The 12,886-nt window shown below is 72.1% G+C and carries 14 protein-coding genes; 1 reads left to right on the top strand and 13 read right to left on the bottom strand.

The window, feature by feature from the left end; translation table 11 throughout:
• Positions 1-26: 26 nt before the first annotated feature.
• The 5 genes from ruvB to pdxT form a co-directional block, all read right to left on the bottom strand.
• The gene (gene ruvB / locus ASG23_RS16555; protein ID WP_056028480.1) at positions 27-1,085 is read right to left on the bottom strand and encodes a Holliday junction branch migration DNA helicase RuvB; all 1,059 of its coding nucleotides are present in this window, start codon (positions 1,083-1,085) and stop codon (positions 27-29) included.
• The gene (gene ruvA, locus ASG23_RS16550) at positions 1,078-1,689 is read right to left on the bottom strand and encodes a Holliday junction branch migration protein RuvA (RefSeq protein ID WP_056027341.1); all 612 of its coding nucleotides are present in this window, start codon (positions 1,687-1,689) and stop codon (positions 1,078-1,080) included. Before ruvA ends, ruvB begins: the two co-directional genes overlap by 8 nt.
• Positions 1,690-1,787: 98 nt before the next feature.
• Entirely contained in the window at positions 1,788-2,354 is a 567-nt protein-coding gene (gene ruvC, locus ASG23_RS16545; protein WP_055914312.1) for a crossover junction endodeoxyribonuclease RuvC, read from the bottom strand.
• A 98-nt stretch (positions 2,355-2,452) separates the two neighbouring features.
• Positions 2,453-3,208, bottom strand: a complete 756-nt coding sequence (locus tag ASG23_RS16540; protein ID WP_056027338.1) for a YebC/PmpR family DNA-binding transcriptional regulator — start codon at positions 3,206-3,208, stop codon at positions 2,453-2,455.
• A 67-nt stretch (positions 3,209-3,275) separates the two neighbouring features.
• The gene (gene pdxT, locus ASG23_RS16535; RefSeq protein ID WP_056027335.1) at positions 3,276-3,875 is read right to left on the bottom strand and encodes a pyridoxal 5'-phosphate synthase glutaminase subunit PdxT; all 600 of its coding nucleotides are present in this window, start codon (positions 3,873-3,875) and stop codon (positions 3,276-3,278) included.
• Positions 3,876-3,923: 48 nt separating this feature from the next.
• On the opposite strand from pdxT, the gene kynU reads away from it, so the two are divergent.
• Positions 3,924-5,156 (top strand): kynureninase, encoded by a 1,233-nt coding sequence (gene kynU, locus ASG23_RS16530; protein WP_056027333.1) that lies wholly within the window; start codon positions 3,924-3,926, stop codon positions 5,154-5,156.
• Position 5,157: 1 nt separating this feature from the next.
• Here the strand turns inward: kynU and ASG23_RS16525 are convergent, their stop codons facing one another.
• The 8 genes from ASG23_RS16525 to thrS all read right to left on the bottom strand — a co-directional run bounded on the left by ASG23_RS16525 (position 5,158) and on the right by thrS (position 12,838).
• The gene (locus ASG23_RS16525) at positions 5,158-5,787 is read right to left on the bottom strand and encodes an NUDIX hydrolase (RefSeq protein WP_056027331.1); all 630 of its coding nucleotides are present in this window, start codon (positions 5,785-5,787) and stop codon (positions 5,158-5,160) included.
• Positions 5,784-6,707 (bottom strand): pyridoxal 5'-phosphate synthase lyase subunit PdxS, encoded by a 924-nt coding sequence (pdxS, locus tag ASG23_RS16520; RefSeq protein WP_056027328.1) that lies wholly within the window; start codon positions 6,705-6,707, stop codon positions 5,784-5,786. Before pdxS ends, ASG23_RS16525 begins: the two co-directional genes overlap by 4 nt.
• A 98-nt stretch (positions 6,708-6,805) precedes the next feature.
• A complete protein-coding gene (locus ASG23_RS16515; protein ID WP_056027325.1) occupies positions 6,806-7,462 on the bottom strand; it encodes a hypothetical protein in 657 nt (218 codons plus the stop codon).
• Positions 7,459-8,685, bottom strand: a complete 1,227-nt coding sequence (locus ASG23_RS16510; RefSeq protein ID WP_056027322.1) for a glycosyltransferase family 4 protein — start codon at positions 8,683-8,685, stop codon at positions 7,459-7,461. Before ASG23_RS16510 ends, ASG23_RS16515 begins: the two co-directional genes overlap by 4 nt.
• Positions 8,682-9,644, bottom strand: coding sequence for a phosphatidylinositol mannoside acyltransferase (locus ASG23_RS16505; RefSeq protein WP_056027320.1), 963 nt, complete (start codon positions 9,642-9,644; stop codon positions 8,682-8,684). Before ASG23_RS16505 ends, ASG23_RS16510 begins: the two co-directional genes overlap by 4 nt.
• A complete protein-coding gene (gene pgsA, locus ASG23_RS16500) occupies positions 9,641-10,255 on the bottom strand; it encodes a phosphatidylinositol phosphate synthase (RefSeq protein WP_056027317.1) in 615 nt (204 codons plus the stop codon). Before pgsA ends, ASG23_RS16505 begins: the two co-directional genes overlap by 4 nt.
• A gap of 7 nt (positions 10,256-10,262) precedes the next feature.
• Positions 10,263-10,814 (bottom strand): HIT family protein, encoded by a 552-nt coding sequence (locus ASG23_RS16495; RefSeq protein ID WP_056027314.1) that lies wholly within the window; start codon positions 10,812-10,814, stop codon positions 10,263-10,265.
• A gap of 2 nt (positions 10,815-10,816) precedes the next feature.
• Positions 10,817-12,838, bottom strand: a complete 2,022-nt coding sequence (thrS, locus tag ASG23_RS16490) for a threonine--tRNA ligase (protein WP_056027311.1) — start codon at positions 12,836-12,838, stop codon at positions 10,817-10,819.
• Positions 12,839-12,886 lie beyond the last annotated feature (48 nt).

Genomic DNA, 12,886 nt, shown 5'->3' with positions numbered 1-12,886 from the left:
CGGTCATGGTTCCGTGAGGTGGCGGCTCAGCCGAACAGTGTGCCCGATCCGTGAGGAACCTCGAGCCCGAGGTGCGTCCAGGCCGCCGGGAGCGCGATGCGTCCACGCGGCGTCCGCCCGACCAGTCCCTCGCGCACGAGGAACGGCTCAGCGACCGTCTCGACGGTCTCGGGCTCCTCGCCGACCGCCACGGCCAGCGTCGTCAGGCCCACCGGTCCCCCACCGAACCGCGTGCAGAGCGCGGTGAGCACCGCCCGGTCGAGACGGTCCAGGCCGAGCTGGTCGACCTCGTAGACGTCGAGGGCGGACTGTGCGGCGACGAGGCTCAGGGTGCCGTCACCGCGTACCTCCGCCCAGTCCCGCACACGCCTGAGCAGGCGGTTCGCAATGCGCGGGGTGCCGCGAGAGCGCGATGCGAGCTCCGCGGCGGCCGCGTGGTCGAGGGGCACGCCGAGCAGACCAGCCGACCGGACGAGGACCCGTTCGAGCTCCTCTGCCGAGTAGAAGTCCAGGTGCGCGGTGAAGCCGAACCTGTCCCGCAGGGGTGCAGGGAGCAGTCCGGCCCGGGTGGTGGCGCCGACGACGGTGAACGGTGGCAGGGTGAGCGGGATCGCGCTGGCGCCCGCTCCCTTTCCGACGATCACGTCGACCCGGAAGTCCTCCATCGCCATGTAGAGGAGCTCCTCGGCGGGGCGCGCCAGGCGGTGGATCTCGTCCAGGAAGATGACCTCGCCCTCCTCGAGCGACGACAGGACGGCCGCGAGATCGCCCGCATGCTGGATGGCGGGACCGCTGGTGACCCGCAGAGGGGCACCCATCTCGGCCGCGATGATCATCGCGAGCGTGGTCTTGCCCAGCCCGGGCGGACCGGAGAGCAGCACGTGGTCGGGCGCCTTGCCCCGACCGCGCGCGGCGTCGAGCACCAGGGAGAGCTGGTCGCGCACCACGCGCTGGCCGACAAACTCGTCCAGCCTGCGCGGGCGCAGTGCGGCCTCCGCAGCGCGTTCCAGGTCGTCGGCTCCCGACTGGACGAGCGACTCGGCCGCGAAGCGCTCGGTCACCAGCTCCTCGCGATCGTCAGCCATGCCCGCCGCCCAGGGTCCGCAGGGCCGCACGCAGGACCCCGGCGACCTCGTCGGCAGCCACGGGCCCCTCGGTTCCCTCCAGGACGGTCGACACCGCGTCCCCGGCCGCCCGCGCGTTCCAGCCGAGGCCGACGAGCGCCTCGACGACCTGGTCGCGCCGGTCCCCGCCGAAGACGGCCGCCGCGGGTGCGGTCACGCTGGCGGGCGCGCCGATCCGGTCCTTGAGCTCCAGCACGATCCGCTGCGCACCCTTCAGGCCGATGCCCGGGACGCGCTGCAGCGCCTTGAAGTCCTCGTCGAGCACCGCCCGGCGCAGCCCGTCCGGCGTGTGCACCGCGAGCATCGCCAGCGCGAGGCGCGGACCGACGCCGCTGACCGTCTGCACCGTCTCGAAGATCTCGCGCTCGTCGGCGTCCGCGAACCCGAAGAGGGTCAGCGCGTCCTCCCGGACCACCAGGGAGGTGGCCAACCGGGCGGAGGACCCGACGCGCAGCCCCGCCAGGGTGGCGGGGGTCGCGTGCACGAGGAGACCCACTCCCCCGACCTCCACCACGGCGGCGTCGAGCCGCACCGTCTGCACCGTGCCGTGGACCGACGCGATCACCGGTCACCCTCCCTACGGTCGAGAAATAGTCGTCGAGACGCCGTCTGCTGCCGGACACTCTGGCACACGCAGGCGAACAGGTGTACGAAGACACGCGGTCAGCCCCGGCGTCGAGCCGCCTGCTCGGCTGTCGCCCAGGCACGCTGCGCCGCGGTCAGAGAGCCGGGCGCCCGCTGCGGCGCACCGAGCGCTCCCGCGGGACGCCACAGGTGGCACACGGCGAGGGCCAGCGCGTCCGCAGCGTCGGCCGGCCGCGGGAGCTCGTCGAGCCGCAGCAGCCGCTGGACCATCGTCTGGACCTGCGCCTTGTCCGCCCGACCGTTGCCGGTGACCGCCGCCTTGACCTCACTGGGCGTGTGCAGCGCGACGGGGATCCGCCGCCGCGCGGCCGCGACCATCGCGATGCCCGCCACCTGCGCGGTCCCCATGACGGTACGCAGGTTCTGCTGCGCGAACACCCGCTCGACCGCCACGGCGTCCGGGGCGTGCTCCTCGAGCCACTCCTCGATCTGCCGCTCGATCGACAGGAGGCGCTGGTCGACGTCCCAGAGCGCGTCGGACGTGGCGACGCCGACCGCGACCATCGACAGCCGGCGTGACGGGAGGCCGTCGACGACGCCGAGACCGCACCTGGTCAGGCCGGGGTCGACTCCGAGGACGCGCACCGCCTCATGGTCGCAGCCGGGCAGGTGCGACGCCGGGAGGCCACGCCCGGGACGACGAAGGGGCCCGACCGCCACGGCGGCCAGGCCCATTCGGACGGTCAGTCGTCCTCGAGCTCCGCCATGACCTCGTCGGACGCGTCGAAGTTCGCGTACACGTTCTGGACGTCGTCGGAGTCCTCGAGCGCGTCGATGAGGCGCAGGATCTTGCGCGCGCCCTCGGCGTCGACCTCGATCTGCGTGGCCGGCCAGAACACCACGTCGGCCGAGTCGTACTCGATGCCGGCGTCCTGCAGGGCCGAGCGGACGGGGACCAGGTCAGTGGCCTCGGAGAGCACCTCGAACGCCTCACCGAGGTCGTTGACCTCCTCGCCGCCGGCGTCCAGGACCGCCTCCATCACGGAGTCCTCGTCGGTGCCCTCCTTGGGCACGATGACGACGCCCTTGCGGGAGAACAGGTAGGAGACCGAGCCCGGGTCGGCCATCTGCCCGCCGTTGCGCGTGAACGCGACGCGCACGTCGGACGCGGCGCGGTTCCGGTTGTCGGTCAAGCACTCGACCAGCACCGCGATGCCACCGGCGCCGTAGCCCTCGTACATGATCGTCGAGTAGTCGGCGCCACCGGCCTCCTGGCCGGACCCGCGCTTGACGGCGCGGTTGATGTTGTCGATGGGGACCGAGTTCTTCTTGGCCTTCTGGACCGCGTCGAAGAGGGTCGGGTTGCCCGCGAGGTCACCTCCGCCGGTCCGGGCCGCGACCTCGATGTTCTTGATCAGCTTGGCGAAGAGCTTGCTCCGCTTGGCGTCGACCACGGCCTTCTTGTGCTTGGTGGTGGCCCACTTGGAGTGACCCGACATCGCTTCAGCTACCCCTTCGTCTTCGGTGCATGCCCGGGTGCCCCGGACGCGGCTGCTGCGCCGGTCCTCACAGGCTGTCGCGGACGATCTCTACGAACAGTTGGTGCACCCGGGTGTCGCCTGTGACCTCCGGGTGGAACGAGGTTACGAGCAACGAGCCCTGGCGGACGGCCACGATCCTACCGGCGGCAGGGCCCGACTCCACGCGCGCCAGCACGGTCGCCGCCGGTCCGACCTCCTCGACCCACGGCGCGCGGATGAACACCCCGTGCACCGGGCCGTCGATGCCCGCGATGTCGAGGTCGGTCTCGAACGACTCGACCTGCCGCCCGAACGCGTTGCGACGCACCGTGACGTCGATCCCGCCCAGGGTCCGCTGGCCCTCGATCCCCCCGAGCACGCGGTCGGCGAGCAGGATCATCCCGGCACACGAGCCGTAGGCCGGCATGCCGGCGCGCAGCCGGTCCTGGAGCGGCCCGAACAGCTCGAACGCGCGCAGGAGCTTGTCGATCGTCGTCGACTCGCCGCCGGGGATCACGAGGGCATCGACCGCGTCGAGCTCGCGCTGCCGCCGGACCGGCACAGCGTGCGCGCCCACGGACTCGAGGGCGTGCACGTGCTCGCGCACGTCTCCCTGCAGGGCGAGGACTCCGATGGTCACGGTCACGACGGGCGAGTCTAGGCGTGCTCCGGTCAGGCCGTACGCTCCCGCGGTGTGACCTTCGACCAGCTCGACGCCCGTGCGGCCCACCTCGACGCCGAGCATGCGGCGACCGACCTGCGTGAGCGGTTCCTGCTCCCGCCCGGAGTCGTCTACCTCGACGGCAACTCCCTCGGCGCGCTCCCCCGGGCCGTGCCCGCCGCAGTCCGGGACGCCGTCGAGCGCCAGTGGGGTCGGGACCTCGTCGCGTCGTGGAACTCGCACGCGTGGTGGGACGCGCCGGTGCGCGTGGGCGACGCGATCGGCCGGCTGGTCGGTGCCGCGCGCGGTCAGGTGGTCGTCGGCGACTCGACGAGCGTGCGCCTGCACCAATCCCTGCACGCGGCGGCAGCGCTGCGCCCGGGGCGGTCGGTGGTGCTCACGGAGCCCGGGTCGTTCCCGACCGACCAGTACGTCGTCGCCGGCGTCGCGGACCAGGTCGGCTGGCGCGTCGAGCACGCCACGCCTGCCGAGATCCCCGCCCGGGTCGGCCCTGACGTCGCGGTCGTCGTCCTGTCCCACGTCGACTACCGCACCGGCGAGCTGCTCGACCTGCCGGGCATCACCGCAGCAGCCCACGACGCCGGAGCCGTGGTCCTGTGGGATCTGTGCCACTCGGCGGGAGCCGTGCCGGTCGGGCTCGACCAGCACCACGTCGACCTCGCCGTCGGCTGCGGGTACAAGTACCTCAACGGCGGACCCGGGGCGCCCGCGTACGGATACGTCGCGGGACGGCACCAGGACGCGTTCGTCAACGTCGTCCCCGGCTGGCACGGGCATGCGGAGCCGTTCGCAATGGCCGACGACTACGTGGGCGCCGCCGGCATCGCCCGCGCGCGCATCGGCACCCCGCCGATGCTGTCGCTGCTCGCCCTCGAGGCGGCGCTGCAGGCGTTCGACGGCATCGACATCGGCGACGTCCGCGCGCGCTCGCTGAGCCTGACCCGGTTCCTGCGCGATGCGATCACCGACGTCCTGCCCGACGCCGTGTTCGCCTCACCCGAGGCCGACGGGCTCCGAGGCTCGCAGGTCGCGCTGCGGCACCCGGACGCCTACGGGATCGTGCAGGCGCTGGCCGCACGCGGGGTGGTCGGTGACTTCCGCTCCCCCGACGTGGTGCGCCTGGGGGTCGCCGCGCCCTACCTGACCCACGCGGACATGGTCACGGCGGTGCGTGAGCTGCGCGACGTGCTGGACCGTGGCGAGCACCGCGACCCGGCGTGGACGACGCGCAACGCTGTCAACTGAGCTACTCGCGGACGAGCCCGAGGTGCCGTGTCTCGCCGTCCCACACCGGGAGCAGGCCGCGGACGAGGTCGACGAGACGCTCGGGGAACACCTCGATGTCCACCCGGTCGAGGTCGTCGAGGGACCACCAGCGCAGCTCGTCGATGACGTCGAGCTCAAGGTCCGTCCATCCGCCGCGGTCGACGACGCCGAACGAGGTCGCGGGCACGCGCGCGAGGTAGAGGGTCTCGTCCTGCCGGCAGTGCTCGGCGTAGAAGTCGAAGATCGCCGACCGGGTGAACACGGGACCCACGAGGTCGGAGGCGACGAGGGTGATGCCGGTCTCCTCTCGGACCTCACGGACGGCCGCCGACAGGGGGTCCTCCCCGTCGTCGATGCCGCCGCCGACCGTGAACCACCAGCTGCGGTCGGGCTGGTCCACGTCGTGGCCGCGGATGAGCAGCACCCGGTCGTCCTCGTCGAGCAGGATCACGCGCGCGGCCTCCCGGAAGAGCAGGCCGTCGTCACCCCGGCGCCACTCCGGACCGAGACCGTGCACCGGGCCGCCGCCGTGGGCGCTCGACCGGGAGGGGACGGCAGAGGCCGCGGACGACTCGTCCGCGGCCTCCGGCGTGGCGTGATGCTGAGTCACCAGCCGCGCTCAGCGAGACGGTGGGGCTCCGGGACGTCCTCGACGTTGATGCCGACCATGGCCTCCCCCAGACCGCGCGAGACCTTGGCGATGACGTCCGGGTCGTCGAAGAACGTGGTCGCCTTGACGATCGCGGCGGCACGCTCGGCCGGGTTGCCCGACTTGAAGATCCCGGAGCCGACGAACACGCCCTCGGCACCGAGCTGCATCATCATCGCGGCGTCCGAGGGCGTCGCGATGCCGCCGGCGGTGAACAGCACGACCGGGAGCTTGCCGGCCTGGGCGACCTCCTTGACCAGGTCGTACGGCGCCTGGAGCTCCTTGGCGGCGACGAACAGCTCGTCCTCCGGCAGAGACGTGAGGCGACGGATCTGGTCACGCAGGGTGCGCATGTGCGTCGTGGCGTTGGAGACGTCACCCGTGCCGGCCTCGCCCTTGGAGCGGATCATCGCCGCACCCTCGGTGATGCGGCGCAGGGCCTCGCCCAGGTTGGTGGCACCGCAGACGAAGGGGACCGTGAAGGCCCACTTGTCGATGTGGTGCTCGTAGTCCGCGGGCGTCAGCACCTCGGACTCGTCGACGTAGTCGACACCCAGCGACTGGAGCACCTGCGCCTCGACGAAGTGCCCGATGCGGGCCTTCGCCATGACAGGGATGGAGACGGCCTCGATGATGCCGTCGATGAGGTCGGGGTCGCTCATGCGCGCGACGCCACCCTGGGCCCGGATGTCGGCGGGGACCCGCTCGAGCGCCATGACGGCGACCGCGCCGGCGTCCTCGGCGATCTTCGCCTGCTCCGCGTTGACGACGTCCATGATGACTCCGCCCTTGAGCATCTCCGCCATCCCCCGCTTCACGCGGGCGGTGCCGATGACGCCGGCGTGCGTCGCGGTGGTGGGCTGGCTGTTCTCGCTGGTCACGTCGAGCCTCGCAGATCCTCGTGCGGTGTGGGGACGGCCGCCTCGACGGCCGGATCGGTCAATCGTAGTCCGTCGCGCCCGGGATCCCGGGCGCCGTCTCAGCCGGGCGGAGTGCTCTGGCCCGACCCGCGACGCGTGCCGGGCCGGCCGAGGTTCTCCGGCCACGCGTCGTCCAGCTCGAGGCTGCGAGGCTCCGGGGCGTGCCCCGCGAGACGCAGCAGGCGGACGAGCGGACCGCGTCGCGCGCGGGACGTCTGGGCGACCGCCTCGTTGTGGAAACGGCGGGCCAGCTGCACGCGGTACCAGGCGGACGCGAGCAGGTCGACCAGCTCGTCGCCCGCAGGGTCCGCGCGCAGGGCGGCCACCTCGTCAGGGTCGTCCAGCGCCTCGCGCAGCGTCGCCGAGAGCTCGCTCTCGATGCGCCCGCGGTCGACCGCCAGGAGCGCGGCTCCTCCCGCGGGCACGTCGTCGGGACCCACGAGGACGAGGAGGTCGGCCGGCAGCTCGCTCGCCCCCGTCGACAGCGCGGCCCACGCCGCCTCCCCGACCAGCACCGAGCTCACCGGGTCCAGCAGGCCGGACGTCGCCAGCTCGGCAGCCGCCGTTGCCCGGCGCACCAGCTGAGCATCGAGGACCGCACGGGAGGTGCCGACCTTGCGGTGCAGCCGGTCGAGCCGCGACGCGGCGACCCACACCCACCACAGGGCGAGCGCCAGCACGATCGTCACGTAGACCGTGATCTCCGACCATCTCATCGGGACTCACCACGACCGCGGCGCAGCTCGAGCAGCCGAGCACCGCGGACCGACGACGGATCCTCGCCGACCGGCGCGTCCCGGCCGGCGACGACCATCTCGTAGACGGCGAGGACCTGGTCGGTGACCGTCGCCCAGTCGTACTGCCGCACCACCTCGAGCGCGTGTGCGGAGACCCGCGCCCGCAGGTCCGGGTCGCGCAGCACACGGACCAGCGTCGTCGCCAGGTCCGCGCTGTCGCCGGTGTGGAACAGGACACCGGCGGCACCGTCGTCGAGGACGCGCGAGAAGGCGCCGAGGTCGCTCGCGACGACCGTCGCGCCGGCACTCATCGCCTCGACGAGCACGATGCCGAAGCTCTCGCCGCCGGTCTGCGGGCCGCAGTACACGTCGACCGACGCCAGCAGGTTGGCCTTGTCGTCGTCGGAGATCCCGCCGAGGAACTCGACGGCGGCCGCCGCCTCGTCGCCCAGCAGCTCACGGACCTCGTCCGGCCCGGTCTCGCCGCGGCCGGCGACGAGGAACCGCGCTCCGGGGATCTCGGCCAGCACGCGCGGCACCGCGTCCAGCAGGACGGGCAGGCCCTTGCGCTCCTCGTCGAGACGCCCGAGGAACGCGATCGTCGGGCGCTCGGGCGTGCCGGTCCAGCGAGGGTCCGGCTGCGCAGCGGTGAACGCGTCGACGTACACGCCGTTCGGGATGACGACCGCGTCGCCGCCCATGTGCTCGACGAGCGTGCGCCGGGCGTCCTCCGACACGGCGATCCGGGCGGAGATCTTCTCCAGCGACTGCCGCACCAAGGGGTAGGCCATCTGGAGCGGGCGGGACCGGATGAGGGCGGTGTGGAACGTCGCGACGATGGGTCCGTCGGCGATCCACAGCGCCAGCATGCCGAGGCTCGGGGTGACGGGCTCGTGCAGGTGCAGCACGTCGAACTCCCCCGCCGCGAGCCACTTGCGCACGCGAGCCGCGGTCACCGGTCCGAAGGTCATGCGTGCGACCGCGCCGTTGTACCGCACAGGGATCGCACGCCCGGCGGCGGTCATGTACTCGGGGATCGGGGTGTCGTCGTCGGCCGGGGCCAGGACGGAGACGGTGTGCCCGCGCGCGATCAGCGCCTCCGCCAGGTCCCGCACGTGGAACTGGACGCCACCGGGGACGTCGTACGAGTACGGGCACACGATGCCGACCCGAAGGGTGCGCTCCGCGCGACGCGGGGTCATCCGGCAGCCGCCTGGGCCGCGACCGTGGCGGCGTAGCGCTCCGGGTCGAGGTCCTCGACGAACACCTTCTGGAGCATGTGCCAGTCCTGCGGTCGCTGCCGGACACCCGCGGCGAACTCGTCGACCCACGCCTGGGTCAACGCTCGTACCCGGTCGGCGCGAGGCAGGTCCGCCGGCATCTCGATCGCCTTGTTGAACTGGATGACGATCCCCCACGGCGAGCCGGCTGCCCGGCGCTGAGCGCCCCGGAGCCGCTCGTAGTAGATGACGGTGGTCACCAGCGGTGCACCCGTCGTGACCGCCAGCGCGGCCGGGCCCGCCGCGACCCTGGCCCGGTGCCCGAACAGGTCGACCTCGAGGCCTTTGGACGTGAGGTCGCGGTCCGCCAGCAGCGGAAGGAGGGCTGCACCTCCGCGCGCCGCACGGACCAGCCCCCGGAACACGTCGCCGCCGCCGGTCAGCGGGAAGATGGTGATCCCGATGCTCTCCCGGAACGCGACGAACTCCTGGAAGAGCTCCTCCGGCTCGAGCCGTTCCGCCACGGTGGTGACGGGCGCGATCTCCCGGGTGCAGTACGCCCCGGCGAGGTCCCAGTTCCCGGTGTGGCCGACGGCGAGGATCACCGCCTGGCCCTGGTCCGTGAAGCGCCGCAGGTTCTCCATGCCGACCGCGCGCACGCGCGCGTCGATCTGCTCACGGGACATCGTCGCAAGGGCGAACGACTCACCGAAGTACCGCATGTAGGAGCGCATGCCCGCGCGACTCAGCCGGCGCAGCGCTCGGTCGTCCAGCTCGGGACGGACCCGCGCGAGGTTCTTCTCCAGCTGCCGGACCCCGCCACCGTGGCGCAGCCACACGGCATCGGCTGCTCCGTCGCACAGCGCGCGCAGCACCGGGCCGGGTAGGTGTCCGGCCACCTTCCAGGCGAGGGCGAAGGCCCGCGCGACGTCCACCTTCACTCGGTCACCCGCGTCACGGCCTGCCGGTGCACCTTCGTCATGCGCTGCACGATGGTCACGGTCGACGCGAGGGCGAGGAGACCGAGCACGACCGTGAGGACCACGTCCGGGGCCCCGAACCCGACGGCGGCGGTCGCGACCAGGACGAGCGCGAGGCGGTCGGCGCGCTCCGCGATCCCGCCCGACGCGGTCATGCCGAGACCCTCCGCCCGGGCCCGCGCGTACGGCACGATCGAGCCGAGCACGAGGCACGCCAGCGCGAGGATCGCGCTGAGGCGGTCGTCGCCGCCGGCGGTGAACCACAGGACGAGGCCGGCGAAGATGGCCGCGTCCCCGAAACGGTCGAGCGTCGAGTCGAGGAACGCTCCCCACGGACCCGACGTCCCGGCCTGGCGAGCCATCACGCCGTCGAGCGAGTCCGTGAGCACGAAGAAGGCGATGACGAGGGTGCCCAGCAGGAGGTGACCTGTCGGGAACGCCCACAGCGCCGTGACGACGACGACGAGCGTGCCCGCGATCGTCACCGCGTCCGGCGAGACGCCCAGCCGGAGGAGCACCCTGGCGATGGGGGTGAAGAAGCGCGTCATGGCACCGCGCAGTCCGTTCAGCACGAGCCGATCATCCTTTCGCTTCGGTCGGCCAGGCGGCCGCCAGCCGTGCCCGCGTGTCGCCCAGGAGTTCCGGGAGCGCGCGACTGCGGCCGACGATCGGCAGGAAGTTCGAGTCTCCGGACCATCGGGGCACGACGTGCTGGTGGAGGTGCGCCGCGATCCCTGCGCCGGCGACGTCACCCTGGTTCAGGCCCAGGTTGAAGCCCTGCGGCGCCGACACCTCCCGCACGACGGTCATCGCGGTGCGGGTCAGCGCCGCGACCTCGGCGACCTCGGGCTCCGTCAGCTCCGTGTAGTCGGCGACGTGCCGGTACGGGCAGACCAGCAGGTGCCCCGAGTTGTACGGGTACAGGTTCAGCACGACGTACGCGAGCGCGCCCCTCGCCACGATGAGGCCGTCCTCGTCGCTCAGCGTGGGGCTGCGGCAGAACGGGCAGCCGTCCCCGGACTCCCGGTCGACGGGTTTGTCTTGTCCCCCGATGTACGCCATGCGGTGCGGGGTCCAGAGACGCTGGAAGCCGTCCGGAACGCCCGCGAAGTCGTCGGCGGACTCGGCCACCGTCAGACCTGCACGCGGTCGCGCACCGCCGAGACGATCCGCTCGATCGCCTCCGCGACGGGCACACCGTTGTCCTGGCGCCCGTCCCGGTAGCGGAACGAGACGGCTCCGGCCTCGGCGTCTTCGCCACCGGCGATGAGCACGAACGGGATCTTCTGCGTGCTCGCGTTCCGGATCTTCTTGCCGAACCGGTCGTCGGACCGGTCGACCTCCGCCCGGATCCCCTGCGCCCGCAGCTGGCTCACGACGTCGTCCAGGTACCCCTCGAACGGCTCCGCGACCGGCACCGCGAGCACCTGCACCGGCGCCAGCCACGCAGGGAACGCTCCGGCGTAGTGCTCGGTGAGGACGGCGAAGAACCGCTCGATCGACCCGAAGAGCGCACGGTGGATCATCACGGGCCGCTGGCGGGTGCCGTCGGGTGCCGTGTACTCGAGCTCGAACCGCTCCGGCAGGTTGAAGTCGAGCTGGATGGTGGACATCTGCCAGGTGCGGCCCAGCGCGTCCTTGGCCTGCACGGAGATCTTCGGTCCGTAGAACGCGGCACCGCCCGGGTCGGGCACCAGGTCGAGACCCGACGCCTCGGCCACCTGGCGCAAAGTCTCGGTCGCCTCGTCCCAGACCGCGTCGGATCCGACGAACTTCTCGGGGTTCTTGGTCGACAGCTCCAGGTAGAAGTCGTCGAGCCCGTAGTCTTTGAGCAGGTCAAGGACGAAGGTCAGCAGGCTGGTGAGCTCGTCCTTCATCTGCTCGCGGGTGCAGTAGATGTGCGCGTCGTCCTGGGTGAACCCGCGCGCGCGGGTCATGCCGTGCACGACGCCGGACTTCTCGTACCGGTAGACGGTGCCGAACTCGAACAGCCGCAGGGGCAGCTCCCGGTAGGACCGCCCGCGCGCCGCGAAGATCAGGTTGTGCATCGGGCAGTTCATCGGCTTGAGGTAGTAGTTCTGCCCCTGCTTGCGGACGTGGCCCTCGGCGTCGCGCTCCTCGTCCAGCACCATCGGCGGGTACATGCCGTCGGCGTACCAGTCGAGGTGCCCCGAGATCTGGAAGAGCTGCTCCTTGGTGATGTGCGGGGTGTTGACGAACGAGTACCCCGCCTCCACGTGCCGACGACGGGAGTAGTGCTCCATCTCCATGCGGATGATGCCGCCCTTGGGGTGGAACACGGCCAGCCCGGAGCCGATCTCCTCCGGGAAGGAGAACAGGTCCAGCTCGTTGCCCAGCTTGCGGTGGTCCCGGCGCTCCGCCTCGGCGATGCGCTCGAGGTAGGCGCGCAGCTCGTCCTTGGTCGGCCACGCGGTGCCGTACACGCGCTGGAGCTGCGGGTTCTTCTCCGACCCCCGCCAGTACGCGGCGGCCGACCGGGTCAGCTGGAACGCGTTGCCCAGCAGGCGGGTGCTCGGCACGTGCGGGCCGCGGCACAGGTCCTGCCAGACGACCTGCTCGCTATCGCGTCCTGCGCCACGCACGTTCTGGTAGATGCTCAGACCGCCCAGGCCGACCTCGACCGACGCGCCGTCGGCGGCCTGCGGGTCGCCCTTGAGGCCGATGAGCTCCAGCTTGTAGGGCTCGTCGCGCAGCTCGGCACGAGCCTCGTCCTCGGTGACGTCCCACCGGCGGAAGGTCTGGCCCTCCTTGGCGATCCGGCCCATGACCTTCTCGATCGCCTTGAGGTCGTCCGGGGTGAACGGGGTGTCGACGTCGAAGTCGTAGTAGAAGCCGTCGGTGATCGGCGGCCCGATGCCGAGGCGTGCCTTCGGGTTGATCTCCTGCACGGCCTGCGCCAGCACGTGCGCCGCGGAGTGCCGCAGCACGGCGAGACCGTCGGGCTCGTCGAGAGTGACAGCCTCCACGACTGCGCCATCATCGCCGGCGGCCAACGGGAGGTGCAGGTCGCGCAGCTCGCCGTCGACGCGGACGACGACGACGTCGCGCCGGGAGGAGTACAGGTCGGTACCCGTCGTCCCCGGCTCCACCGTGGTCGCGATCCCGTCGACGGTGAGGGTGATGAGCTCGGGCACCGGTACATCCTCCTTCGTGGCCGCTCGCCCTGGCGGCGAGCCACTCGA

This window comes from Cellulomonas sp. Leaf395 (genome assembly GCF_001424125.1).
Classification (GTDB): domain Bacteria; phylum Actinomycetota; class Actinomycetes; order Actinomycetales; family Cellulomonadaceae; genus Cellulomonas.
Note: the sequence above shows the minus strand (reverse complement) of the source record. Positions and strands in the feature narration are given on the sequence as shown.

What these genes read in the sequence shown, in the direction of transcription:
- ASG23_RS16540 (WP_056027338.1), bottom strand. Translation starts at nt 3,208, where the DNA reads ATGTCGGGTCACTCCAAGTGGGCCACCACCAAGCACAAGAAGGCCGTG.
- ruvB (WP_056028480.1), bottom strand. Translation starts at nt 1,085, where the DNA reads ATGGCTGACGATCGCGAGGAGCTGGTGACCGAGCGCTTCGCGGCCGAG.
- ASG23_RS16510 (WP_056027322.1), bottom strand. Translation starts at nt 8,685, where the DNA reads ATGACCCCGCGTCGCGCGGAGCGCACCCTTCGGGTCGGCATCGTGTGC.
- ASG23_RS16515 (WP_056027325.1), bottom strand. Translation starts at nt 7,462, where the DNA reads ATGAGATGGTCGGAGATCACGGTCTACGTGACGATCGTGCTGGCGCTC.